The organism is Sphingopyxis sp. sgz302558, assembly GCF_057220455.1.
In genome coordinates this window covers 246777-269291 of sequence record NZ_JBXPUZ010000002.1, presented here as the reverse complement: position 1 = coordinate 269291, position 22515 = coordinate 246777, and the positions used below count along the sequence as shown (strand labels likewise).

At 63.1% G+C, this 22515-nt stretch carries 25 protein-coding genes; 11 read left to right on the top strand and 14 right to left on the bottom strand.

What is annotated here, in order from left to right:
• Complete coding sequence (locus tag AC2TC0_RS06620) at positions 1-450, bottom strand: hypothetical protein (protein ID WP_484716723.1); 450 nt, start codon at positions 448-450, stop codon at positions 1-3.
• Between the two features lie 105 nt (positions 451-555).
• Between AC2TC0_RS06620 and AC2TC0_RS06615 the strand changes: the two genes are divergently transcribed.
• Entirely contained in the window at positions 556-1260 is a 705-nt protein-coding gene (locus AC2TC0_RS06615) for an NRDE family protein (RefSeq protein ID WP_484716722.1), read from the top strand.
• On the opposite strand, the gene AC2TC0_RS06610 is transcribed toward AC2TC0_RS06615, so the two are convergent.
• The 3 genes from AC2TC0_RS06610 to AC2TC0_RS06600 all read right to left on the bottom strand — a co-directional run bounded on the left by AC2TC0_RS06610 (position 1237) and on the right by AC2TC0_RS06600 (position 4200).
• Entirely contained in the window at positions 1237-2331 is a 1095-nt protein-coding gene (locus tag AC2TC0_RS06610) for a S1C family serine protease (RefSeq protein ID WP_484716721.1), read from the bottom strand. The genes AC2TC0_RS06615 and AC2TC0_RS06610 overlap by 24 nt on opposite strands.
• An 8-nt stretch (positions 2332-2339) precedes the next feature.
• The gene (gene infC / locus AC2TC0_RS06605; RefSeq protein ID WP_484716720.1) at positions 2340-2876 is read right to left on the bottom strand and encodes a translation initiation factor IF-3; all 537 of its coding nucleotides are present in this window, start codon (positions 2874-2876) and stop codon (positions 2340-2342) included.
• Positions 2877-3009: 133 nt separating this feature from the next.
• The gene (locus tag AC2TC0_RS06600; protein ID WP_484717471.1) at positions 3010-4200 is read right to left on the bottom strand and encodes a penicillin-binding protein activator; all 1191 of its coding nucleotides are present in this window, start codon (positions 4198-4200) and stop codon (positions 3010-3012) included.
• Between the two features lie 10 nt (positions 4201-4210).
• On the opposite strand from AC2TC0_RS06600, the gene rsmI reads away from it, so the two are divergent.
• Genes rsmI through AC2TC0_RS06580 form a run of 4 tightly spaced genes read left to right on the top strand, consistent with a single transcriptional unit; the run spans position 4211 to position 6990 of the window.
• Positions 4211-5071: a 16S rRNA (cytidine(1402)-2'-O)-methyltransferase gene (rsmI, locus tag AC2TC0_RS06595; RefSeq protein WP_484716719.1), complete on the top strand. Its 861-nt coding sequence runs from the start codon at positions 4211-4213 to the stop codon at positions 5069-5071.
• Positions 5068-5418 carry a YraN family protein gene (locus AC2TC0_RS06590; RefSeq protein ID WP_484716718.1) on the top strand — a complete coding sequence of 117 codons (351 nt, stop codon included), beginning with the start codon at positions 5068-5070 and terminating at the stop codon, positions 5416-5418. The genes rsmI and AC2TC0_RS06590 overlap by 4 nt, the downstream gene beginning before the upstream one ends.
• Before the next feature lie 16 nt (positions 5419-5434).
• On the top strand, positions 5435-6388 hold the full coding sequence (gene gshB, locus AC2TC0_RS06585) for a glutathione synthase (protein WP_484716717.1): 954 nt from the start codon (positions 5435-5437) through the stop codon (positions 6386-6388).
• A complete protein-coding gene (locus tag AC2TC0_RS06580; protein ID WP_484716716.1) occupies positions 6385-6990 on the top strand; it encodes a DedA family protein in 606 nt (201 codons plus the stop codon). The genes gshB and AC2TC0_RS06580 overlap by 4 nt, the downstream gene beginning before the upstream one ends.
• Here AC2TC0_RS06580 and AC2TC0_RS06575 read toward each other — a convergent pair.
• The 5 genes from AC2TC0_RS06575 to rph form a co-directional block, all read right to left on the bottom strand.
• On the bottom strand, positions 6987-7877 hold the full coding sequence (locus tag AC2TC0_RS06575; RefSeq protein ID WP_484717470.1) for a tyrosine recombinase XerC: 891 nt from the start codon (positions 7875-7877) through the stop codon (positions 6987-6989). The genes AC2TC0_RS06580 and AC2TC0_RS06575 overlap by 4 nt on opposite strands.
• Before the next feature lie 107 nt (positions 7878-7984).
• Positions 7985-9133 (bottom strand): radical SAM family heme chaperone HemW, encoded by a 1149-nt coding sequence (gene hemW / locus AC2TC0_RS06570; RefSeq protein ID WP_484716715.1) that lies wholly within the window; start codon positions 9131-9133, stop codon positions 7985-7987.
• Positions 9133-9357 (bottom strand): hypothetical protein, encoded by a 225-nt coding sequence (locus AC2TC0_RS06565; protein WP_484716714.1) that lies wholly within the window; start codon positions 9355-9357, stop codon positions 9133-9135. The genes hemW and AC2TC0_RS06565 overlap by 1 nt, the downstream gene beginning before the upstream one ends.
• Positions 9358-9366: 9 nt before the next feature.
• Entirely contained in the window at positions 9367-9990 is a 624-nt protein-coding gene (gene rdgB, locus AC2TC0_RS06560; protein WP_484716713.1) for an RdgB/HAM1 family non-canonical purine NTP pyrophosphatase, read from the bottom strand.
• Positions 9991-10707 (bottom strand): ribonuclease PH, encoded by a 717-nt coding sequence (gene rph, locus AC2TC0_RS06555; protein WP_484716712.1) that lies wholly within the window; start codon positions 10705-10707, stop codon positions 9991-9993.
• A gap of 201 nt (positions 10708-10908) precedes the next feature.
• Here rph and hrcA point away from each other — a divergent pair, with 201 nt between their 5' ends.
• Together hrcA and grpE are read left to right on the top strand one after the other, a co-directional pair.
• Positions 10909-11952, top strand: coding sequence for a heat-inducible transcriptional repressor HrcA (gene hrcA, locus AC2TC0_RS06550; protein ID WP_484716711.1), 1044 nt, complete (start codon positions 10909-10911; stop codon positions 11950-11952).
• 4 nt (positions 11953-11956) lie between these two features.
• A complete protein-coding gene (gene grpE, locus AC2TC0_RS06545; protein WP_484716710.1) occupies positions 11957-12499 on the top strand; it encodes a nucleotide exchange factor GrpE in 543 nt (180 codons plus the stop codon).
• 96 nt (positions 12500-12595) lie between these two features.
• On the opposite strand, the gene def is transcribed toward grpE, so the two are convergent.
• Positions 12596-13129 (bottom strand): peptide deformylase, encoded by a 534-nt coding sequence (gene def, locus AC2TC0_RS06540; protein ID WP_484716709.1) that lies wholly within the window; start codon positions 13127-13129, stop codon positions 12596-12598.
• Positions 13130-13247: 118 nt separating this feature from the next.
• Here def and AC2TC0_RS06535 point away from each other — a divergent pair, with 118 nt between their 5' ends.
• Positions 13248-13787 (top strand): hypothetical protein, encoded by a 540-nt coding sequence (locus AC2TC0_RS06535; RefSeq protein WP_484716708.1) that lies wholly within the window; start codon positions 13248-13250, stop codon positions 13785-13787.
• Here AC2TC0_RS06535 and recR read toward each other — a convergent pair.
• A complete protein-coding gene (gene recR / locus AC2TC0_RS06530) occupies positions 13762-14358 on the bottom strand; it encodes a recombination mediator RecR (RefSeq protein ID WP_484716707.1) in 597 nt (198 codons plus the stop codon). The two genes, AC2TC0_RS06535 and recR, sit on opposite strands and share 26 nt — an antisense overlap.
• A gap of 35 nt (positions 14359-14393) precedes the next feature.
• Here recR and fmt point away from each other — a divergent pair, with 35 nt between their 5' ends.
• Positions 14394-15314 (top strand): methionyl-tRNA formyltransferase, encoded by a 921-nt coding sequence (fmt, locus tag AC2TC0_RS06525; RefSeq protein ID WP_484717469.1) that lies wholly within the window; start codon positions 14394-14396, stop codon positions 15312-15314.
• Positions 15311-16048, top strand: coding sequence for a tRNA pseudouridine(38-40) synthase TruA (truA, locus tag AC2TC0_RS06520; protein WP_484716706.1), 738 nt, complete (start codon positions 15311-15313; stop codon positions 16046-16048). The genes fmt and truA overlap by 4 nt, the downstream gene beginning before the upstream one ends.
• Positions 16049-16164: 116 nt before the next feature.
• Here truA and AC2TC0_RS06515 read toward each other — a convergent pair whose 3' ends face one another.
• Positions 16165-16692 carry a CarD family transcriptional regulator gene (locus tag AC2TC0_RS06515; RefSeq protein ID WP_484717468.1) on the bottom strand — a complete coding sequence of 176 codons (528 nt, stop codon included), beginning with the start codon at positions 16690-16692 and terminating at the stop codon, positions 16165-16167.
• A gap of 306 nt (positions 16693-16998) precedes the next feature.
• Between AC2TC0_RS06515 and AC2TC0_RS06510 the strand changes: the two genes are divergently transcribed.
• Positions 16999-17808, top strand: coding sequence for an SDR family NAD(P)-dependent oxidoreductase (locus AC2TC0_RS06510; protein WP_484716705.1), 810 nt, complete (start codon positions 16999-17001; stop codon positions 17806-17808).
• 111 nt (positions 17809-17919) lie between these two features.
• Here the strand turns inward: AC2TC0_RS06510 and AC2TC0_RS06505 are convergent, their stop codons facing one another.
• Together AC2TC0_RS06505 and AC2TC0_RS06500 are read right to left on the bottom strand one after the other, a co-directional pair.
• On the bottom strand, positions 17920-19971 hold the full coding sequence (locus tag AC2TC0_RS06505) for an alpha/beta hydrolase family protein (RefSeq protein ID WP_484716704.1): 2052 nt from the start codon (positions 19969-19971) through the stop codon (positions 17920-17922).
• Between the two features lie 197 nt (positions 19972-20168).
• A complete protein-coding gene (locus tag AC2TC0_RS06500) occupies positions 20169-22265 on the bottom strand; it encodes a sodium-translocating pyrophosphatase (RefSeq protein WP_484716703.1) in 2097 nt (698 codons plus the stop codon).
• Positions 22266-22515 lie beyond the last annotated feature (250 nt).

Here is a 22515-nt window from a genome sequence, read left to right as displayed (position 1 = left end):
CTACCGCAACACCCCCGCAGCCTTCTGCCGCATCGCATACCACAGCAATAGCGCCGCAATCGCGATGATCACATAAGGCATCACCGCATTGGCGCCCTGCGTCATTTCCGGGATGTCGATGGGGTTCGCGAGCTGATAGCCCAGCCCCGAAATCGCCCCCAACAGCGATACGGCGAACGCCGCCACCGCATGGCGGCTGCGCCCGAGCAACAGCAGCGATCCCGCCAGCGCACCCCATACGCCTAAGGCCCAGCCCGCGCTGGCCCAAACTGGAAAAGAGTCGATATAGGCCATGAATTTGGCGCTATCGACGCCAGGCATCATCTGGTCGATCCACGCCGCGCCGCGCGTCCGCGTCATGAAATAATCGGTCACGCCAAAACTGTTCCACAGCGTCGCGACGACGCCGACGATCCACAGATGGATTGGTGTTTTGGTTGCTGCAGTCATGTTTGTCCTCCCCCAAGGCTGTCCCAGTGTAGCGCCAACGTTGCGGCAACGCCACGAAAAAGCCCCTCTCGCCTTCTCCAGCACCGCTTGCCATAATCCGCCGCCATGTGCGTCGTTGCCCTTGCCCTTCACCAGCACCCCGACTGGCCCATCGTACTGGTCGGCAACCGTGATGAGTATCATGCGCGGGCCAGCGCGCCGCTCCACCTCTGGGACGACGGCAGCGGCATCGTCGCCGGCCGCGATTTGGTCAGCGGCGGGACCTGGCTAGGGGTGGTGCCCGCGCAGCAGCGCATGGTCGTCGTCACGAACGCGCGCGGCGAACGCGGGCCCGACCCCGACAAAGTCTCGCGCGGCGTGCTGGTGCGCGACCTGCTGACGGCGAGCGGCGATTTCCCTGCGCCACGCCCAAATCAGCTGGAATTGTTCAACGGCTTCAATCTGTTCGTGCTCGACGGCAGCAGCGCGCGACTGTTCACCAACCGGCCCGATGCCGCTATTCGCGCGCTAGTTCCCGATGTGCACGCGCTGGCCAATGAAGTGGTCGGCCGCGCTTGCGACCGGTCAGCACGGCTTGGGGCTGAAATGCGCGCGTGGCTGACAAGCGGACAGGATCCGGCGGCGTTGCTCGGCGCGCTGGAAAATGATGACGCCCCGGCCCTGTTCCTCAACAACCCGGTCTATGGCACGCGCTGCTCGACGCTGGTTGCGGTGGCAAACAACGGACAGGGCATGATGGTTGAACGCCGTTTCGGCCCGGGCGGCAATCCGGCGGGCGAGACGCGGCTAGTCTTCGACTGGGGCGGTTAAAGCGCTGATCGATCCCGTCACAACATTAACCAGCTGTGCCACGCCACCGCGTTCAATCGACAGTGCGATGGCGCTGCCCACTGGCCGTCCGGCGATATAGCGGGTGATTTGGCCTGCTTTGGTAAAGGAGCGGCCGTCGATACTAACAATCCGGTCGCCCACGCGCAGTCCAGCGGCCTCGGCACTGCCATCCGGAATTATGACGGCAACTTGGCACGCGCCTTTGTCGCAGTCGAGCGAGATACCGATATGACTGCGCGAAACGCTTCCGGTCGCAACCAGCGCCTCGATCACCGGCTGCATACCGTTCAGCGCCACCATGATCGTCGCCGCGCTCTGGCCATAGCCTTCGCGCCCAAAAATCGCGGTGGCGATCCCAATCACTTCGCCGCCGCTGCCCAGCACCGGGCCACCGCCCAAGCCACCTCCCGGGAGCAGATTGTCGATCAGCCAGATGTCGGAAAGCCAGGGCAGATTGTTGCCTTGATCATCGAGCGAAAGCATTCCGCCTACCATACCGCTGGTCGCAACCGTGCTGTCATAGGGCAGCAGACGCCCGACCAGCAGGCTCGCCTCGCCGACCACGGGCGGGCGTGTTGCCAGCGGCAGGGCTGTCATGCCGCCCGCCTCGACGCGCAGAACTGCAATACCCGTCGCCTCGTCACGCCCTGCGATGGTGGCGGCAAGCTCGCGCCCGTCAGCAAGTCTGACTGTCGGCGCGCGCTCACTCGGGACAATATGGTTCGCGGTCAGGATCAGCCCGCGCGCCGCATCGACGACAAAGCCGCTGCCCATTTGCCCGGTATCGCGGCGTGGGGTCGGCGGAAGCGGGAATAGCGTATTGGCCACCTCGCAGCGACGGTCGCCCAGCCACGTTCCGCCGCTGTCGGCACATTGCCCCTCGCTTAGCCGGAGCACCCGCTTGGGTGGCGCAGGCGGGGGTGCAGGCTCAACCCGGATTTCCACCACTGCCGCCTGCGCGCGCGCAACCAGCGCGGTGCGGGTTTCAGGGGCTTGCGCATAGGCTGACATCGCCGCCGGCCAAGCCAGCAGTGCGAGTGCCAGCGCCATGCAGCGCATCATTTGGGGGCGATGACCATCAGCATCTGGCGGCCCTCGGTGCGCGGGTGCGCCTCGATCTTCGCCACTTCGGCGGTCTGTTCGGCAACGCGTTGCAACACGGCCAGACCCAGCTGGGTGTGGCTCATCTCGCGCCCGCGAAAGCGCATGGTCAGCTTGACCTTATCGCCTTCTTCCAGAAAATCGAACACCTTGCGCATCTTCACATCGAAATCATGGTCGTCGATGTTGGGACGCATCTTGATCTCTTTGATCTCCTGCGTCTTTTGGTTCTTGCGCGCGGCATTGGCCTTTTTCTGGGCCTCATATTTATATTTGCCCACGTCGAGGAATTTGCACACCGGCGGGTCTGCGCCCGGAGACACTTCGACCAGATCAAGGCCAGCCTCGGCAGCCTGTTCGATGGCTTCGGCGGTCAACATGACGCCCAGATTTTCGCCATCTTCGTCGATCACGCGCACTTTGGGCACGGTGATATACTCGTTAAAACGCGGCCCACTTTTGGGGGGCGGCGGGGCCAGTGGTCGGCGGGTCATTGGCGGCGGTATAGCATTTGCTCCTGTGGTGAATGAACGGTCGCGCTCATATCGTGATTTTTCCAGAAACGTAAAGGGCGAACGGCGTCAACCGTCGCTCTTTTCGGGTCCACTGTGACGCACGCGCCACGCGTTACCACTTGGTCGGCGCCGCCTCAATCACCCGAAATCCACCTGCGCCAATCTCGCTCACCTCCAGCGCACGCACCGCCACGCCGCGCTGATTGAAACGGAAAATGCCGTCGATCCCGCCGAAACCGTCGCTGGCCAACAAGCGCGCCGTGGGGAAATCAGTGCCCGGTTGCCACTCGCGCGATACCCGCACGGTCAGCAGCACGGCGTCATAACCCAGGCTAGCCAAGCGATACGGCGCCTTGCCAAAACGTGTGCGATATTTGGTGGCGAGCTGGCCATAAAGACCATCAGACACACTGGCGAACCAGGCACCGCGCATGACGGGGTTGGACGCCAGCGCTGCGTCGGTGTTCCACAGCTCGGTGCCCAAAACCTGTCGTGCGCCCTCCGCATTGACCAGCGGCACGGCCCGCACCGCGTTGCCGCCGCTGTCTGCGATTAAAACCGCATCCATCTCCCCGGCAGCAGTTAGCCGCCGCGCCGCGCCCGACATGGCGGTCGCGCTGCGATCATAACCCTCGATGGCAACCAAGGTGCCTCCGCTACCCGTTACCGCCTCACGAAAGGCCGCCGCCGCACGGTCGCCATAGACATTTTTGGGGACCAGCGCGCCAAAGCGGCGCATCCCCTTTGCTCTGGCATGGCCGATGACCCGCTCGACCGACTGGCCGGGGACAAAGCCCATGATGAACACGCCGTTCCCGGCCACGCTGCTGTCGTTGGAGAAGCTGAGTACCGGCACATCGGCGGCACGCGCGATGGGGGCCACCGCGGTAACATCTTCGGACAATAGCGGTCCCAAAATCAGTTTGTTGCCATCGGCCACCGCCTGCCGCGCCGCCTCCGCCGCACCAAGGGCGGTGTCGTAAGTGGTGATGCGCACCCGATCAGCCCTGGTGTCCAAAAGCGCCAGCGTGGTCGCATTGGCAATCGCGCTGCCAACATCCGCGTTGGGACCGGTCTGCGGCACCAGCAGTGCGATGCGGTGCCGGTCGGTATCGATGGGTAGCCCAGGATCAACCGTCGTCACGGGCGGACGCTCGACCGGCGCGGTGGTCTGTGGCCCCGTACTGTTGGGCACAACTTGACAACCCGCGAGCAACAGCAGCGCGGCGGCAGCCGTTAAACCTTGCAACCAGCTACGACGTCCCTGCGCTTCGCCTTGGCGCTCGCGCGCGCTTTCTGCCATCAGTGTCGCCATGCCGGATTCGTCCATCTCCATCACTCCCTCGCCGGGCCTCTACATCGTTGCGACCCCTATCGGCAACCTTGGTGACCTGACGGTGCGCGCTGCAGCGGTCTTGAAAAGCGCAGATGTGATTGCCGCCGAAGACACGCGCGTAACGGCCAAGCTGCTGCGGCATCTCGGGGCCAAAGTACCGCTTATCGCCTATCACGACCATAGCGACGCCGCCGTGCGCGATGCGCTGGTCGCGCGCGCGGCCAGCGAAGTGGTGGCATTGGTGAGCGACGCGGGCACGCCGCTGATTTCCGATCCGGGGTATAGATTGGTACGCGAAGCGCGCGCGGCCGGGCGTCATGTCGTCACCCTGCCCGGCCCTTGCGCGGCCATCGCTGCGTTGACGCTGGCTGGGCTGCCAACCGACCGCTTTCTGTTTGCGGGCTTTCTGCCATCAAAAGCCAAGGCGCGCGGCGATAGCATCGCCGAACTAGCCAGCATCCGCGCGACGCTGGTCTTCTACGAAAGCGGACCACGCCTGTCGGCCACACTGGCGGCACTGGCCGCCGGGCTGGGCAACCGCGACGCAGCAGTCGCACGCGAGCTGACCAAGCTGTATGAAGAATGTGTGACGGGACCGTTGGCCGATCTCGCCGCGCTCTATGCCAATTCACCACCGAAAGGAGAGATTGTGGTGGTGGTTGCGCCGCCGCCAAGCGATACGGCTGAGGACGGGAACGAAGCCGATATTGATGCGGCACTGGCCGAGTCGCTCGAAACACTTCCTGTTGCCAAAGCCGCCAAAGCCGTTGCCGCGCGCTTTGGACGTGAACGTAGCGACATTTATGCACGCGCGCTCGCGCTCAAAGGCAGCGCTTGAAGCGCCAGCGCGCCGAGGCTCGCGGGCGGCGCGGCGAGACGCTCGCGGCATGGTGGCTGCGCCTGCACGGGTGGCGTATCATCGCGCGGCGCCAGCGTATCGCGGTAGGCGAAGTTGACCTGATTGCGCGGCGCAGCGGAACTCTGGCATTTATCGAAGTCAAATGGCGCGCCAAGGCTGCCGACCTCGACACCGCTGTCGACGCTTGGCGGCTAAGGCGCGTGGCCGCGGCGGTACAAATGCTTGCCCCGCGCCTTGCCCGCACGCACGAAAATATCCGCATCGATGTGATGCTGCTTGCACCATGGCGATGCCCGCGCCATCTGACCAACGTCTGGCAGCCGTGAAGCAAGGATTTTGAGCATGAAATTGCGCGTCGCGGTGCAGATGGACCCCATGGAGGGTATCAATATCAAGGGCGATTCGAGTTTTGCCCTGATGCTCAGCGCGCAGGCGCGTGGCCATGCAATCTGGCATTATGACGTCCGCTCGCTGAGCTGGGAGGCGGGCAAGCTGACCGCGCTGGCCCACCCAGTGCATGATCTGCAACGCGTGGCGGGCGAGCATTTCCGCTTTGGTGAGCCTGAGCGAATTGACCTGGGTGCCGAGATTGACGTGGTGCTAATGCGCCAAGACCCGCCATTTGACTTGGGCTATCTCACCGGCACCTGGCTGCTCGAGCGCATCAAGGACCAAACGCTGGTGGTCAACGATCCGGCGGCGGTGCGCAACGCACCCGAAAAGGTTTTTGTGCTCGACTTCCCGCAATTTATGCCGCCAACGCTGGTCACCCGCGACCTGAACGAAGTGAAGCGCTTTCAGGCCGAATATGGCGCGGTGGTGATTAAGCCGCTGCATGGCAATGGTGGAAAGGCGGTTTTCAAGATCGACGCCGACGGCAGCAACCTGGGCGCGCTGGTAGAGATTTTCGCGCAAATCTGGCCCGAACCCTTCATGGTCCAGCAATTCCTGCCCAGCGTGGCCGATGGTGACAAGCGCATCGTGCTGGTGGATGGCGAAATCGCCGGCGCCATCAACCGCAAGCCCGGCGTGGGCGAGTTTCGCAGCAACCTTGCGGTTGGCGGCTATGCCGAAGCGACCCAACTTACCCCACGCGAGGCCGAAATTTGCGCGGTGCTTGGACCGCAGCTCAAAGAACGCGGTCTCATTTTTGTCGGCATCGATGTCATCGGTGGCGAATGGCTGACCGAGATCAACGTCACTTCGCCCACCGGCATCGTCGCAATCGACGCGTTCAACAACAGCGATGTTGCGGGCATGATCTGGGACGCCATCGAAGCACGGTTGGCGGCATGACCGAGTTCATTCTCGATCTGATTGAAGGCTGGGGTTATGTCGGGATTTTCATCCTGATGTTCCTTGAGAATATTTTCCCGCCCATCCCGTCTGAAGTAATCATGGCGCTGGGCGGCGTTGCAGTTGCGCAGGGACGATTCGAATTTTGGCCGCTCGTCGCGGTCGCGGTAGCGGGCACCACGCTGGGCAATTGGGTATGGTACGGCATCGGCCGCTGGGTTGGCTATGAGCGGCTCAAGCCGTTGATTGACCGCTACGGCCGCTGGTTGACGCTCGATTGGGACGAGGTCGAGCGGCTGCACGCCTTCTTCCTGAAATATGGCTCGGGCATCGTCTTCGTCTGCCGCTTCCTGCCCATCGCGCGCACGATGATCTCGCTGCCCGCCGGAATGGTGCGCATGAACCAGCTCAAGTTCCTGATTTGGACCGCCGCCGGTTCGACGATCTGGATTACCGCGCTCGCCGGCGCGGGCAGCTGGTTCGGCAAGCAATTTGCCGAGGTAGATCGCTTTATCGGCCCGCTCGCAGTGGTAGCGATTGGTACCTTGGTGCTGGTGTACTTCTATCGCGTGATCACGTGGAAACCAAAGCCGCGCAGCTAATCAGCCCGCGGATGCGCGGTGCGATAAATATCGAGCAACTGCGCCGCATCGACCGCCGTATAAATCTGCGTCGAGGCCAGGCTGGCGTGGCCAAGCAACTCCTGCAAGCTGCGCAGATCGGCCCCGCCTGCCAGCAGATGCGTGGCAAAACTGTGACGCAGCGCATGCGGCGTGGTGCGTTCGGACAGCCCCAGCGCGCGCCGTGCGCTGCGCACATTTGCTCGCACCACACCCGGATCAAGCGCGCCCCCGCGCGCGCCGCGGAACAGCGGGCCTTGCGGATCGAGGCCAAAGGGGCAGAGGTTGGTATAGGCCGTCACCGCGTCGCGGACCGCAGGCAATATCGGCACTTGCCTTGTCTTGCCGCGCTTGCCGGTGACGCGCAGCACGCCTTCCAGCGGCAACGACGCCCCGGTCAGCGCCAGCGCCTCACCAATTCGCAGCCCGGCACCATAGAGCAGCAACAACAAAGCAAAATCGCGCGCGCCGATCCAGCCATCGCGCGCATTGGCAGCAACGTCCTGCGCCAGTTGAATTGCCTCCGCCGGCGCGACAGGACGCGGTAGCCCCTTCTTGACGCGCGGCCCGCGCAATGCAGGAAGCGTCGCATCCGGCCCGCCAACAAAGCGAAGAAAGGCGCGGAGCGCCGACAACTCGCGCGCCGCCGATGCATTGGTCAGGCCCTCGCCGCGCCGCTGGGCGAGGAACGCGCGCATGTCGCTGGCATCGAGTTTGGCGAGAGTGGCGGAGCTTACCGCAGCGCCATTGTGCGTTTCGAGGAAGGCGCAAAAGCGCTCAGCGGTGGCAACATAAGCGCGCACCGTGTGCACCGAGCGGCGGCGCTCGTGCGTCAGGTGCGATTGCCAGTTGGTGAGCAACTCTGTCAGTTTTCTTACCCCGACTGCCCTGAGCTTGTCGAAGGGCCGTTCTTCCCCTTTTCCGCCGCAAAAGAAAAGGACTGTCCTTCAACAAGCGCAGGACGGACCGGGTTGAATTAGTCGGTGCACACCACCTCAGCCAGCACGCTGTCCAACAATAAAATCCCCACGTCGCTGACAGCAAGCCGGTCGCCTTCCGTAATCATCAACCCCTGGCCTTCGAGCCGTCCCACCGCCGCTGCATCCAGAAACGCACTGCGCGACAGTCCGCTCGCTGCCTCAATCCGCGCCAGATCAACCCCCTCGGCAAGCCGCAGGCCCATGACCAGCGCCTCATTGGCGCGTTGCACAGGCGACAGCGGGCTTTCGACCTTCAAACCATGGCCGTTGCGCTCAACCGCGCCGAGGTAATTCTCCGGCTTCTTGTGCCGCTCGGTGGCCTGCCCCAGCCGCCGACCATGCGCGCCTGGCCCGACGCCTGCATAGTCGCCGTAGCGCCAATAGGTCAGATTATGACGGCTTTCGCTACCTACCCGCGCGTGGTTCGACACCTCGTAGCGCGGCAGCCCGGCGGCGCGGGTCATCGCATCGGTCGCCTCGAACAAATCGGCGGCGGCATCGCCATCGGGGATGATAAGTTCGCCCTTCGCCGCCAGGATAGCAAAGCGCGTGCCGGGTTCGATGGTCAGCTGATAGAGCGACAGATGGTCGGTCCCGAATGCCAGCGCCTCGGCCAATTCTCGCTCCCATGCGGCGTGGGTTTGGCCGGGACGGGCGTAGATGAGGTCGAAGCTGACCCGCGCGAAATGTGCCTGCGCGGTAGCGATGGCGCGCCGGGCTTCGTCGGCATCATGCGCACGGCCTAGGAAATCAAGCGCCTGCGGCTCGAAGCTCTGAACGCCAATCGATACGCGGTTGACCCCGGCGGAGGCAAGCGCGGCGAAATTGGCGACCTCGACCGAGTTGGGATTTGCTTCCAGCGTGATCTCGCAATCGCCGGTCAACCCCCAAAGCCGGTCAGCCTCGGCAATCAGGGCGGCGACCGTCGCGGGCGACATCAGGCTGGGCGTGCCGCCGCCAAAGAAGATCGAGGAGACTTTGCGACCCGGCAACAACGCCGCCTCATGCCGCAAATCGGCGAGCAGTGCCACCTGCCACTCCGTGTAATCTATCTGATCGCGGACATGGCTGTTGAAATCACAATAGGGGCATTTGGCCACGCAAAACGGCCAATGGATGTAGAGGGCGAGCAGAGGCAGTGTCATTACTCGCTGCGTTTTTTGCGTTCTGTGAGTGTCCGGTTCACTTCGACCAGTTGAAATTGCAATCGATGAAGAAAAGGAAATCCGTGCTTCTCCATTCGATCAGGTGGATAGTTTTGTGTGGCAACTTCATAACGTTCGACTTTGTCTCGCAATGCCGCAGCTAGTCGTTCAAGGTCCCGATCAGATAGCGTCTCGCGCTGCTCATAGGCTTTCTCGATAAACATCGTCTGGCCCTAGAAAACCCCCGCCACCAATTTCGCAAAGGCATCGGCCCGGTGGCTGATCGCATGCTTTTCGTCCGGATCAATCTCCGCGAAAGTCAGCGTGTTACCAACCGGAACAAACACCGGATCATAACCAAAGCCCAGCGTCCCGCGCGGCGGCCAGGTCAGCGCGCCGTGCACGCGTCCTTCAAAAACCTCATCATGGCCATCGGGCCAGGCGATCGCGAGGGTGCAGATGAAGTATGCGCTCCGGTCGACGTCCGGTCCCTGCTCCGCCAGCAAGCCTTCGACTTTGCCCATTGCCAGATACCAGTCGCGCCCGGGCGGTCCTTCGAACGCCTGCCGCTCGGCCCAGTCGGCGGTGTAAACGCCGGGGCGGCCAGCTAGTGCGGCCACGCACAGCCCGCTGTCGTCGGCGAGCGCGGGCAGCCCCGAGCCTTGCGCCGCAGCGTGCGCCTTCAACCGAGCATTTTCGGCGAATGTCGTGCCGGTTTCCTCCGGCTCGGGCAAACCCAGCTCGCCTGCCGACACCGGATCGATGCCATAGGGTTCAAGCAGCGCGCGGATCTCGCGCACCTTGCCCGCATTGTGGCTGGCGATCACCAGCTTTCCGGGGGCGAGCTTGCGCGGCATTTACCGCCCCGTCGCCCGGTCCTGCGCCGCGAAAATTTCCGCGCAGCCGATGCGCGCCAATCGCAACAGGCGCAGCAGCGCTTCCTCGTCATAGGTCGCGCCCTCGGCGGTCGCCTGCACTTCGACGATCTGGCCCGACCCGGTCAACACGAAGTTGGCGTCGGCCTCGGCATTGCTGTCCTCGTCATAATCTAGGTCGAGCACCGGCGTGCCCTGAAAGATCCCGCACGAAATCGCCGCCACTTTGTCGGTAATCGGGTCTTCGGCAATCGCACCGCTAGCGATCAACTTGTCGACCGCCAGCCTTAACGCCGCCCAGGCGCCGGAGATCGACGCCGTGCGCGTGCCGCCGTCGGCCTGGATAACGTCGCAGTCCAATGTAATCTGGCGCTCACCCAGCTTCTTCATGTCGACTACGGCACGCAAAGACCGCCCGATCAGCCGCTGGATTTCTTGCGTCCGCCCCGACTGTTTGCCTTTGGCCGCTTCGCGATTGCCGCGCGTGTGGGTGGCGCGGGGCAGCATGCCATATTCGGCGGTCACCCACCCCTGCCCCTTGCCGCGAAGGAAGGGCGGGACGCGCTCTTCGACACTGGCGGTCACCAGCACCTTGGTATTGCCAAAGCTCACCAGCACACTGCCCTCGGCATGGATGGTATAACCGGTTTCAAGGGCAACGGGACGCATCTGGTCAGGCGCGCGGCCGGATGGGCGCATGGGGGAATCTCCTGTAAATGAAGCGGCGCGCTTAGCGGGGATGGAGGGGCTGGGCAACCATTGCCCCATGCTACTTTCCGGCGAAAGCCGGAATCCAGGGCAGCATGGTCCACGGTTTGCTTGGCGTCGCGCTGGACCCCGGCTTCGCCGGAGAGCGCTTGCTCCCTTGCCCTTGCCCCCCTCCCCCCCTAAATCTTTCGCATGACCCCGTCCCCCATCACCGAACTCACCACGCGTGCGCGCGATGTGTTCCGGCTGGTGGTCGAGGCTTACCTCGAAAATGGCCAGCCCGTCGGCTCGCGCACGCTGTCGAAATTCAGCGCCTTGAATCTCTCCCCAGCATCAATCCGCAATGTCATGCAGGATCTGGAGGAAGCAGGGTTGCTCGCGAGCCCGCACACCAGCGCTGGGCGAATGCCCACCGAATCGGGTCTGCGCCTGTTCGTTGACGGCATGATGCAGGTTGCGGAACCCAGTGCAGAGGACCGTGCGCAAATCGAGGCCAGCATCGCCGAAAGCGGCCCCATCGAGGCCGCTTTGGCGCAGGCGACCGCCGCGCTGTCTGGCCTTTCCGCCTGCGCGGGACTGGTCTTGGTCCCCAAGGCCGAGCGCGTGCTGCGCCAGATAAGTTTCGTGCCGCTGTCCGCCGATCAAGCGCTCGTCGTGCTGGTCGCCGGCGATGGGTCGGTCGAAAACCGCGTTATTGATCTACCGCACGGTGTAGGCCCTTCGGCGCTGGTCGAGGCGGGCAACTATATCACCGCCACACTGGCGGGCCACACACTTGCCGACGCCCTCGCCCGGGTCCGCCGCGAGCTGGAGGCTGAGCGCATCGCCATCGACCGCGCTGCGCAGGACCTTGTCGCGCGCGGGCTGGCCATCTGGTCATCCGACGGCGCTGACCGCCCGGTGCTGATTGTGCGCGGGCAGGCGCATCTGCTCGACGATGGCGCGGTCGGCGATCTCGACCGCGTGCGGCAATTGCTCGACGAGCTGGAAAGCAAACAGGAAATTGCCGCCCTGCTCGACAGCGCGCGCAGCGGGGATGCCACGCGGATTTTCATCGGTTCGGAGAATAAACTCTTTTCGCTGTCGGGCTCTTCGGTCATAGCCGCGCCCTATCACGGCAGCGACGGGCGCATGGTCGGCGTGGTGGGGGTTATCGGCCCCACCCGCTTGAACTATGCGCGCATCGTTCCCATGGTGGATTTCACCGCCCAAACCCTGTCACGATTGATGCGATAAACGAATGAGCACCGAAGAGAAAATCGAACGTCCCGAAACCCCGGAAACGCCCGAAACCGGGGCCGAAGTGGCTGAAGCCGAAGCGCTGGCAACGCTGAACGAACAGGTCGCCGCACTGCAACAGGACCTGCTCTATGCGCAGGCCGAAACGCAGAATGTGCGCCGCCGCGCCGAAAAGGAAGTTGCCGACGCGCACACTTACGCCGTCACCAAATTCGCACGCGACATTTTGTCGGTCGGCGACAATCTGACCCGCGCTCTCGCCGCGATCCCTGAGGCTGCGCGCGAAGATGAGGCGATGAAGGGCCTGGTCGCAGGCCTCGAGGCCACCGAGCGCGAGCTGATGAGCGTGTTCGAACGCCACGGGATCAAACGCATCGCGTCGGTCGGCCTGCCGCTCGACCCCAACCAGCATCAGGCGATGGTGGAAATCCCCTCGGCCGATGCCGAACCCGGCACGATCGTGATGGAAATGGCGCCGGGATATATGCTCAAGGACCGTCTGTTGCGCGCGGCGATGGTGGGCGTGGCGAAGGCGGCGGAGTAACTTGATCCGTTCCCCGGCGAAAGCCGGGCTCCAGAGCTTGCTTAGACGACGTTCTTGGTGTGACGCGCTGGGCCCCGGCTTTCGCCGGGGAGCAGTTCACGCCGCTTTCCGCACCTTCGCCAATTTCTTCAGCACCATTTCACGCTTCAGCCGCGACAGATGGTCGATGAAGAGGATGCCCTCCAGATGGTCATGCTCGTGCTGGATGCACGTCGCCATCAGGCCGGTCATGCGTTCGCGGTGCGGCTTGCCATATTCGTCCTGCCAGTCGACGGTAATTTCGGCCGGGCGGGTGACGTCGGCATATTGTTCGGGGACCGACAGGCAGCCCTCCTGATAGACGCTATGCTCCTCGGTCGGATCGGAAAACACCGGGTTCACAAAGATGCGGGGGTTGCGGATGACCTTCTTCCCCTCCTCATCCTCGGGATCCGGCTCCTGCAGATCGATGACGAGCAGCCGCTTGGGCACGCCGACCTGAATCGCGGCGAGGCCAATGCCGGGCGCGTCGTACATGGTTTCAAACATGTCGGCGATCAGCGTGCGGAGGTCGTCGTCGAAGGTTTCGACGGGCTTGGAAATCTGCCGCAAACGCGGATCGGGCGTTTCGATGATGGGAAGGATGGCCATGAAGGGTCAGTTATGGATGGCGGGGGGTGAGGTCAAGGGGGTGGCCCCCCGCTGTCTCAAGGGAGAGGGTGGAAAATCACAAGTTGGTGACGCGTATCTTGCAGCATAAGGTGCAGCTATGCGCACACCCATCGTTTACGGCCTGATGCCATTTTCCTTGGCGTTAACGGCTTGTACGCCTGAGCAAAATGGTGGCCGATTGTTTGCGAACAGCACCGACCTACTAATCACAATATCTCCCAACGCACCAAACTATGTTGAAGCGCAATATGACCTCAACAAAGATGGGCGGATGGAACACATCATCTACATCACGGACCCGTGCCAATGCGGCACCGGAGGTTGCGGGACCATGATACTGACACCCGTTGGCAATAAGTTTAGGCTCGTTGGCGATATTTCGCTTGGATGGCCGCCGATTGAGGTTCTGCCGAGCAAGAGCAATCGTTGGCATGACCTTAGCGTGCGGATATCAGGAGGTGGTACGACACCCCACCGAGCCTTGTTGCCATTTGACGGTGTGCGCTATCCGGCCAATGCCACCATGGCTCCAGCCAGACCCCATCAGCAACCGGCCGAGGCCGAACTATTCTCAATGAATGTTTTCAACGCGCGGCAAGCCAAAGCTTGCGTCACCCAATCGGCCGCCTTGCCCTGAGCGCCTGCGCCAGCGTCCCCTCATCGAGATAATCCAGCTCACCCCCCACGGGCAAACCATGCGCCAGCTGCGTCAACCTTACCGGCAGCCCCTCCAGCCGCTCGGCGAGGTAATGCGCCGTCGTCTGCCCCTCCAGCGTCGCGTTCATCGCCAGCACGACCTCGTCGATCCCGCCTGCGCTGACGCGTGCGACCAGCGCGTCGATGGTCAGGTCCTGCGGCCTAACCCCCTCCAGCGCCGACAGCCGCCCGCCGAGCACATGATATTTGCCGGGAAACAGCCGCGAGCGATCAAGCGCCCACAGGTCGGACACTTCCTCGACCACGCAAAGGCTGCGCGCATCGCGCCGCGCATCGGTGCAAATGCTGCACGGATCGCGCGTGTCGATATTGCCGCACACCCCGCACGTCACCAGCCGCTCGGCCACCCCCTGCATCGCGGCGAGCAGGGGCGCGAACACACTCTCGCGCTTCTTCATCAGATGCAGCACCGCACGCCGCGCCGACCGAGGCCCCAGCCCGGGGAGCCGGGCGAGTTGCTGGACCAGCGTCTCTATGTCTTGCGATGCCATGGCACATGGTCTTAAGCGGCAGGCACAAAATGACAATGCGCATCATCTTCATGGGCACGCCGCCCTTTGCGGTGCCGACGCTCGCCGCATTGGTCGCGGCGGGGCATGATGTTGTCGCCGTCTATACCCAGCCCCCCCGCCCGGCGCAGCGCGGGAAAAAGGTGCAGCAGAGCGCGGTGCATGACTGGGCCGAAGCGCATGGGCTGCCGGTGCGCACCCCCGCCAGCCTGAAAAGCGCCGAGGCGCAGGCTGACTTGACTGCACTAAACGCCGATATCGCGGTGGTCGCAGCATACGGCCTGATCCTGCCACAGGCGGTGCTCGATGCGCCTACCCACGGCTGCCTTAACGTCCATGGCAGCATCCTCCCCCGCTGGCGCGGTGCGGCGCCGGTGCAGCGGGCGATATTGGCGGGCGATGCCGAAACCGGCGTCACGATCATGCAGATGGACGCGGGCCTCGACACCGGCGCCATGCGGCTCATCGGCCGCACGCCGGTCGCGGGCAAGACCGCTGGTGAGCTGACCGCGGAGCTGGCGGACATGGGCGCGGAATTGATGGTGGAGGTGCTGGCAAACCTCGCCGCCCATCCGCCCGAACCGCAGCCCGAAACCGGCGCGCTCTATGCCCCCAAGATCGACAAGAGCGAGGCTAGCCTCGATTTCATGGTCAGCGCCGTGCAGGTCGAACGCGCCGTCCGCGCCTTCAACCCCGCGCCGGGGGCGTGGTTCGAACTAGCGGGCGAGCGCGTCAAACTTCTCACAGCTGACGTGGTTTCCCCCGCCGACGTGCCGCAGGGGATGCCGCCGGGCGTGACGCTTGACGACCGCCTCACCATCGCCTGCAACCCCGGTGCCGTCCGCGCGCTGCGCGTGCAGCGCGCCGGCAGGCCCGCGATGAGCGCGGAAGAATTGCTGCGCGGTTGGCCCATCTCCGCTGGGACACGTTTGGCATGACCCGCTTCGCGCTGACCCTCGAATATGATGGCCGCCCCTATATGGGCTGGCAGCGCCAGGCACATGGCCCCAGCGTGCAGCAAACGCTCGAGGAAGCCCTCGCGCGCATCACCGGCGCAGAGTCGCTGATATACAGCGCGGGGCGCACGGATGCCGGCGTCCACGCCATCGCCATGCGCGCGCACGTCGACCTTGATTTTCCGCGCGGCCCCTTTCGCCTGATGGAAGCATTAAACGCGCAGCTCCGCCCCGCCCCCGTCGCCGTGCTGGCGTGCGAAACCGTCGCCGACGATTGGCACGCGCGCTTTTCGTGCATCGGGCGCGAATATCTCTACCGCATCGTCAACCGCCGCGCGCCGCTGACCTTTGACAAGGGACTTTGCTGGCAGGTCGGGCAGCCACTCGAAGCCGACGCAATGCACGCTGCCGCGCAGTTGCTGGTCGGCAACCATGACTTCACCACCTTCCGTTCGGTGCAGTGCCAGGCCGACAGCCCGATCAAAACGCTCGACCGGCTCGACGTGGAACGCGACGGCGACGAAATATTGATCAGCGCAGCCGCACGCAGCTTCCTTCACCATCAGGTGCGGTCAATGGTGGGCAGCCTGGTGCAAGTGGGCAACGGCCGCTGGACGGGCGAAGATTTGCAAGCCGCGTTGGAGGCAGCGGACCGGCAAGCGCTGGGGCTCAACGCGCCGCCCGATGGGCTGTATTTTGTTGGCGCACGGTACTGACGATTTTAAAGCACACCGTCCCCCGGCCAAAGCCGGGGTCCAGGTCGGCATCCACCGACGGTTCAATCTCGCTCTGGGCCCCGGCTTCCGCCGGGGAGCAGGCTGGATTCAAGTCGTCAGACCGCTTTCTCCGCATAATAAAGCGGCGCATGCTTGTTCAGAATCTCGAGCAACTTCGCCTGCGCGGTCTTTTCGTCGGTCTCTTCCATCGCGGCGAGTTCGCGCGCCAGGCGGCTCGATGCCGCTTCGAAAATCTGGCGCTCCGAATAGCTTTGCTCGGGCTGGTCGTCCGCGCGGAAAAGGTCGCGCGTCACTTCGGCGATCGACACCAGATCGCCCGAATTGATCTTCGCTTCATATTCCTGCGCACGGCGCGACCACATGGTGCGCTTCACGCGCGGCTTGGTGGTCAGCACCTGCAGCGCTTCCTTCAGCGTCTTGTCTGACGACAGTTTGCGCATGCCAACGCTTTCGGCCTTGTTGGTCGGCACGCGCAGCGTCATTTTTTCCTTTTCGAAACGCAGAACATAAAGTTCCAGCTGCATTCCAGCGATTTCGGATTTTTGCAGTTCGATTACGCGACCCACGCCATGCTTGGGGTAAACAACATAGTCACCGACATCGAACAGAAAACTGGCGGACATCCGCATTCCTTTCATCTGACAGGCCAGCCTTTTCGCCATGTCGTGCCCTGTGAGCGCCGGATGCTGGATCAGCACCGGTGTGCGCATTGCAACACGTCCATGGTTCAGGATAGCAAGTGAAGAGGCTCCAAAGCGTCTGGACCGTTCACGTCGGTCTCAGCGTTGCGAATGATTATAACAGATTCGCAACAAAAATGCCACCCCCGCGCGAAAGTGCCAGTTTTACGGCCTTTTCATAAGCCTGCTTGACCCGCACGTCACCGCGCCGCACCCTTCGCACGAACAAGGGGCAGAGAGGAATTGGGAATGCAGGGACAGGTCTGGTGGATCACCGGATCCTCATCGGGCATCGGCGCGGCGCTCGCCCGCGCGCTGGCGGGCGAAGGGGCGCGACTGATCCTGTCGGGGCGCAACGTCGCCGCGCTGGAGGAGGTAGCGGCAGGCTGTGGCGACACACTCCTCCTGCCGTTTGAGGCCACCGATACGGGCGCACTTCCCTCACTGGTCGAACAGGCCTGGGACTGGGCAGGCCGCGTCAATGGCATCGTCAACAATGCCGGCATTTCGCAGCGCAGCTTGGCCGTCGATACTGACTATGCCGTCTATGAACGCATCATCGCAGTCGACCTTCTTGCCCCCATCGCTTTTGCACAGGCCAATCTGGCGCGCATGCTTAGCGCGGGCGGCGGGCATGTGGTGGCGATCTCCAGTGTCGCAGGACTGGCCGGCGTCCCGCTGCGCACCGCTTACTGCGCCGCCAAGCACGGCGTGGTGGGCTATCATGACGCGCTGCGCGCCGAAAATGAGCATCTCGGCCTCAAGGTGCTGGTCGTGTGCCCCGGATCGGTCGCCACCAATGTCAGCCGCAACGCACTCAACGCCGACGGCAGCGTGCGCGGGGTCAGCGACGCCGCCATCGACAACGGCATCCGCCCGGAGGAAGCGGCGCGGCAAATGGTCGAAGCGATCAAGGCGGGTACGCGCGAGCTGATCATCGCCGAAGGCATGGAGGCGCAAATTGCTGCGCTGCGCCGCGCCGACCCCGACGCGCTGTTCGCCCGCATGAGCGCGATGGTGCAAGCAGGCTATGCCGCGCAAATGGCCGCGAAAAGCTAAAGCAACGCCTGTTCTCCGGCGCAAGCCGGAGTCCAGGGCAACACGAACCAATAGTAGTTAGCGCCGCTGGCCCCCGGCTTTCGCCGGGGAACATGGTTGCCAATAGAGCTTTTACTTCAGCTCTGCGGTCACGACGACCGGCGGCTCCTTATCGGGGTCGGTCTCGATATAGGCAGGATTGAACCGGCGCAGCCAAGCCTCGGTCTCCGTCAGCCATTCGATATGCACATCCTCATAAGGCAGGTTGTGCGTCCCCTTGGGCTGCTCGATGTAGCGGAAATCGATGTCTTCCTTCTTGCCCGACCCTTTGAGGCGCGACACCAACGTGCGCGACTGCTCAATCGGGATGCGCTGGTCACGCAGGCCAGCGACGATCAAGATCGGCGCCCAGCGGCCATCGGTGTTTTGTGCCGACGAAATGCCATTGGGGTCATCCGATGTGTCCTGAAACTTCGAGCTGAACTCGCCCAGGTTGTTGGCATCCCAGCGGTTCATCATCGCCATGTCGTACACGCCAGCACCGGCGATAGCGCAGCGCCACACATCGGGGTCGCGCTGTGCGCCGCGCGCGGCAGCATAGCCGCCATAGGACCAGCCCATGATGCAGGCACGCTTGGGATCGATAAAGCCCTGCGCCGCGAACCAGGTTACGGCATCATTCTTGTCGTCCTGCATGCGTTTGCCGTAGCCCGTCGGCTTGCGCCCTTCCTTCACGAACTCGCGGCCATAGCCGCCCGATCCACGATAATTGGGCTTGATCACGACATAGCCAAGCTCGGCCAGCGCCTGATGCCACGATGCTTCGGTATAGAAATTCTCGGTGTCGCGCACACCGAACGGGCCGCCGTGCGGCAAAACGACCACCGGCAAATTCTTGCGGTGCGGCCGGTGACGGGGCCAGGTGACCACCGCCGGAATGTCCATGCCGTCCGACGCCTTATATACGATGGTCTCGGTCGGATTAAGCTCGGCCTCGCCCAAGATGGCATTGAGATACCCCAGCAGCCGGATTTTCCCCGTCACTGTGTCGAAAAGATAATAGGCCCCGGCCTGATTAGGGGCGCCGACGAAGGCGATGACCCGGTTGTCGCCGCGATCGGTCGAACTGATGGTTACCTTGCCCGCGCCAAAGGTTTCATTGAGCGCCGCCTGGATCTCTGCCAACTTGGGGTCGGTAAAGCGGGCGCCACTGCGCGTGGTGGTAAAGGAGTATCCCGCGACATTATTCTGGTCTTCGTTGGGGATTACGCCATCGACGTCATAGCCTTTTAGCTGGAACATCGGCGGGCCGACGATTTCCATGGTCTTCATGTTGACCTTGTAAACCTTGCGGAACCCATCCTTGTTGCTCGTGGCGATGGCCATGTCGGGCTCGTCAAGGAAGACGGACGGATAAATGGCCGCCTCGGTAAAGGTCTGGTCAGCCGCATTTTGGACCGTCTTCAATACCTCTTTCTCGTTCGACCGGTACATCAGCCGCTCTTTGCCGGTCTTGCTGTCATAACCGGACCCGGCGCGCACAACGCCCTTGCCATCGATATACCAGTTGCTGACTTCCAGATTGGGACGCTGGACCATGCTCATCTTGCCGGTTTTGAAGTCGAAACGGATCACCTCGGCGCGACCGAACACTTGGTCTTTCAGCGTGTTGCGCTGGATCAGGGCAAATTCCTCATCATGGTCGACATATTCGATATTGGCGTAAGAACCCGTGTCTTCCCATGCGATCGGCGTCAGCTTCTTGGTTTCGATGTTATAGGCGACCAGCCGCGTCACATCGCCGCGCTGCCCACCAATAATTTCGCGCGATGCCAGCGTGAACACGATGGTGCGATTGCCAACCCATTGCCAGCCGCCCACGGTGCGGTCGCCGGCTTCGCGAAACTCCTGCGCCTTCGCAAAGAATTCCGGCTTGGGGCTAGCGGAATCAACATCGTACCAACCCAGATTGTCGACGCCGTTCGCAGTCATCATCAGTGCGATTTTTTTGCCATCGGGCGACAGGCGCGGCGACTGCATGAAGCGTTCCTTGGCGAATACCGCCGTCGCCACCCGGCCCTTCTTGGCTGTCACAACAATATCGCGATTATCTTCCGTCTGCGCCATGCCCGGCGCAGCCGCCGTCGTCGCCAGCAGCGCCGCGACCATCAGCTTTTTCAGCATTTGTCTGCTCCACAAACTTGTCGGTCCGGCGGACTGTTGCGACCCGCGAACCCGATTCCCCGGTCAAACGCACGATAGCGTTCTGACGGACATCCTATGAAGTTCGCGGCGCATGGCAAGTATGTTGCGGGCAAAAGACAAGAAAAACCCCGGCGGATCGCTCCGCCGGGGTTATGCATTTACAAAAAATGTCCAGATCAGCCGTGCGCGAGTGCCGCGAGCAGCAGGATCGCCACGATGTTGGTGATCTTGATCATCGGGTTGACCGCTGGCCCTGCAGTGTCCTTATACGGATCGCCCACCGTGTCGCCGGTCACCGCGGCCTTATGGGCTTCGCTGCCCTTGCCGCCGTGGTTGCCATCTTCGATGTACTTCTTGGCGTTGTCCCATGCGCCGCCACCCGACGTCATCGAGATGGCGACGAACAGCCCGCCGACGATCACGCCAAGCAGCAATGCACCGAGCGCTTCAAAAGCTGCGACCGGGCCAGCAACGGCGCGAATGACGAAGAACACCACGATCGGCGCCAGCACCGGCAGCAGCGACGGGATGATCATTTCTTTGATCGCTGCCTTGGTCACCAGGTCTACCGTGCGGGCATAATCAGGGCGGCTGGTGCCGTCCATAATGCCCTTGTTGGTCGCGAACTGTTCGCGCACATCCTTCACCACGTCACCCGCTGCGCGGCCCACGGCGGTCATGCCCATCGCCCCGAAGAGGTAGGGCAGCAGCGCGCCGAGCAGCAGGCCCACAATCACGTACGGCGATGACAGCGAGAAGGTCAGCGGCGCGCTGAGCCCCAGCTTGTCCGAGTAAGCGGTGATGTCTGCGGTGTAGGTGCCGAACAGCACCAGCGCCGCCAGACCCGCCGACCCAATGGCATAGCCCTTGGTCACGGCCTTGGTGGTGTTGCCCACGGCGTCCAGCGCATCGGTTTTCTCGCGCACGCTGTCTTCCAGCCCCGCCATTTCGGCGATGCCGCCAGCATTGTCGGTCACCGGACCATAGGCGTCCAGTGCAACGACCATGCCCGCCAGCGCCAGCATTGCGGTCGCGGCAAAGGCAATGCCAATCAGGCCCGCCAGCTGGTATGCGATGATGATGCCAGCACAGATCACCAGCGTCGGCAGCGCGGTCGATTCCAGCGAAATCGCCAGCCCCTGGATGACGTTGGTGCCGTGGCCCGTTTCGGATGCCTTGGCGATGCTCCGCACCGGGCGGTAGTTGGTACCGGTATAATATTCGGTGATCCACACCAACACGCCAGTGATGATCAGACCGAGCAACGAGCAATAGAAGAGCGTGCGGCCGGTGTAGCCGCCCACGTCCACCTCCATGCCGCCCAGCGCATAGTCGATGGCGAACCAGATCGCCGGGATCGAGCTGATCGCGGTGACCAGGAAGCCCTTGTACATCGCGCCCATGATGTTGGTGCCGCCGCCCAGGCGCACGAAGTATGTGCCCAGAATCGACGTCACGATGCACACGCCGCCAATCAGCAGCGGCAGCGCCATCAGCGGGAGCAGCATGTCGCCCGCGGTGGTGACGAGCAGCGCAATCAGCACCATCGTCGCGCCAACGGTGACGACATAGGTTTCGAACAAGTCGGCGGCCATGCCCGCGCAGTCGCCCACATTATCGCCGACGTTGTCGGCAATCACGGCGGGGTTGCGTGGATCATCCTCGGGGATGCCCGCTTCGACCTTGCCCACCAAGTCGGCGCCGACGTCGGCGGCCTTGGTAAAGATACCGCCACCCAGACGCGCGAAGATCGAAATCAGCGACGCGCCAAAGGCCAGACCGACAAGACCGTCGATGACCACGCGGTCATTGGCCGCAAGGCCAGCGGGGCCAACCAGATACCAAAAGAAGCCGGCAATCGCGATCAGCGCCAGGCCCGCCACCAGCATGCCGGTGATAGCCCCGGCGCGAAATGCCATGGTCAGGCCGCCCTGCAGCGTGCCGCGCGCGGCTTCGGCCGTGCGGACGTTCGCGCGAACCGAAATATTCATGCCGATATAGCCCGCCACGCCTGACAGCACCGCGCCAATCACAAAGCCGATTGCCGGAATGATGTCGAGGAACAGGCCAACCAGCACCGCAACGACAACGCCGACGATGGCGATGGTGCGGTATTGGCGGCCGAGATAGGCCGACGCGCCTTCCTGAATGGCGGCGGCGATTTCCTGCATTTTTGCGTTACCAGCCGAGGCGCTCAGCACCTGACGGCTGGTAACGATCCCATAGAGCACGGCGATCAGGCCGCACGCCAAAGCGATCAAAACCAGATTCATGAAAAAACTTCCTTCCCCTTGGACGGGTCCGCCCGCGCCCTTTCGCGCAATCCTGTCCCCAACCCGGCGAGTGACGCCGACGAAACAGGCCGCGATGTTGCGAGAGACCCAGTGCGGCCGCGCTTATGGTGGCAAAGTGTGACAAGGGCAACCCCGCTTTTCGCGCGGGTTTTGAAGACAGATTCCGTCATTGCGAGTGCAGCGAAGCAATCCAGAGCAACACAGTGCCAAAGTTGGTTTCGGGCCGCTC

What these genes read in the sequence shown, in the direction of transcription:
- AC2TC0_RS06620 (WP_484716723.1), bottom strand. Translation starts at nt 450, where the DNA reads ATGACTGCAGCAACCAAAACACCAATCCATCTGTGGATCGTCGGCGTC.
- AC2TC0_RS06615 (WP_484716722.1), top strand. Translation starts at nt 556, where the DNA reads ATGTGCGTCGTTGCCCTTGCCCTTCACCAGCACCCCGACTGGCCCATC.
- AC2TC0_RS06610 (WP_484716721.1), bottom strand. Translation starts at nt 2,331, where the DNA reads ATGGCGCTGGCACTCGCACTGCTGGCTTGGCCGGCGGCGATGTCAGCC.
- infC (WP_484716720.1), bottom strand. Translation starts at nt 2,876, where the DNA reads ATGACCCGCCGACCACTGGCCCCGCCGCCCCCCAAAAGTGGGCCGCGT.
- AC2TC0_RS06600 (WP_484717471.1), bottom strand. Translation starts at nt 4,200, where the DNA reads ATGGCAGAAAGCGCGCGCGAGCGCCAAGGCGAAGCGCAGGGACGTCGT.
- rsmI (WP_484716719.1), top strand. Translation starts at nt 4,211, where the DNA reads ATGCCGGATTCGTCCATCTCCATCACTCCCTCGCCGGGCCTCTACATC.
- gshB (WP_484716717.1), top strand. Translation starts at nt 5,435, where the DNA reads ATGAAATTGCGCGTCGCGGTGCAGATGGACCCCATGGAGGGTATCAAT.
- AC2TC0_RS06580 (WP_484716716.1), top strand. Translation starts at nt 6,385, where the DNA reads ATGACCGAGTTCATTCTCGATCTGATTGAAGGCTGGGGTTATGTCGGG.
- hemW (WP_484716715.1), bottom strand. Translation starts at nt 9,133, where the DNA reads ATGACACTGCCTCTGCTCGCCCTCTACATCCATTGGCCGTTTTGCGTG.
- AC2TC0_RS06565 (WP_484716714.1), bottom strand. Translation starts at nt 9,357, where the DNA reads ATGTTTATCGAGAAAGCCTATGAGCAGCGCGAGACGCTATCTGATCGG.
- rdgB (WP_484716713.1), bottom strand. Translation starts at nt 9,990, where the DNA reads ATGCCGCGCAAGCTCGCCCCCGGAAAGCTGGTGATCGCCAGCCACAAT.
- rph (WP_484716712.1), bottom strand. Translation starts at nt 10,707, where the DNA reads ATGCGCCCATCCGGCCGCGCGCCTGACCAGATGCGTCCCGTTGCCCTT.
- hrcA (WP_484716711.1), top strand. Translation starts at nt 10,909, where the DNA reads ATGACCCCGTCCCCCATCACCGAACTCACCACGCGTGCGCGCGATGTG.
- grpE (WP_484716710.1), top strand. Translation starts at nt 11,957, where the DNA reads ATGAGCACCGAAGAGAAAATCGAACGTCCCGAAACCCCGGAAACGCCC.
- def (WP_484716709.1), bottom strand. Translation starts at nt 13,129, where the DNA reads ATGGCCATCCTTCCCATCATCGAAACGCCCGATCCGCGTTTGCGGCAG.
- AC2TC0_RS06535 (WP_484716708.1), top strand. Translation starts at nt 13,248, where the DNA reads ATGCGCACACCCATCGTTTACGGCCTGATGCCATTTTCCTTGGCGTTA.
- recR (WP_484716707.1), bottom strand. Translation starts at nt 14,358, where the DNA reads ATGGCATCGCAAGACATAGAGACGCTGGTCCAGCAACTCGCCCGGCTC.
- fmt (WP_484717469.1), top strand. Translation starts at nt 14,394, where the DNA reads ATGCGCATCATCTTCATGGGCACGCCGCCCTTTGCGGTGCCGACGCTC.
- truA (WP_484716706.1), top strand. Translation starts at nt 15,311, where the DNA reads ATGACCCGCTTCGCGCTGACCCTCGAATATGATGGCCGCCCCTATATG.
- AC2TC0_RS06515 (WP_484717468.1), bottom strand. Translation starts at nt 16,692, where the DNA reads ATGTCCGCCAGTTTTCTGTTCGATGTCGGTGACTATGTTGTTTACCCC.
- AC2TC0_RS06510 (WP_484716705.1), top strand. Translation starts at nt 16,999, where the DNA reads ATGCAGGGACAGGTCTGGTGGATCACCGGATCCTCATCGGGCATCGGC.
- AC2TC0_RS06505 (WP_484716704.1), bottom strand. Translation starts at nt 19,971, where the DNA reads ATGCTGAAAAAGCTGATGGTCGCGGCGCTGCTGGCGACGACGGCGGCT.
- AC2TC0_RS06500 (WP_484716703.1), bottom strand. Translation starts at nt 22,265, where the DNA reads ATGAATCTGGTTTTGATCGCTTTGGCGTGCGGCCTGATCGCCGTGCTC.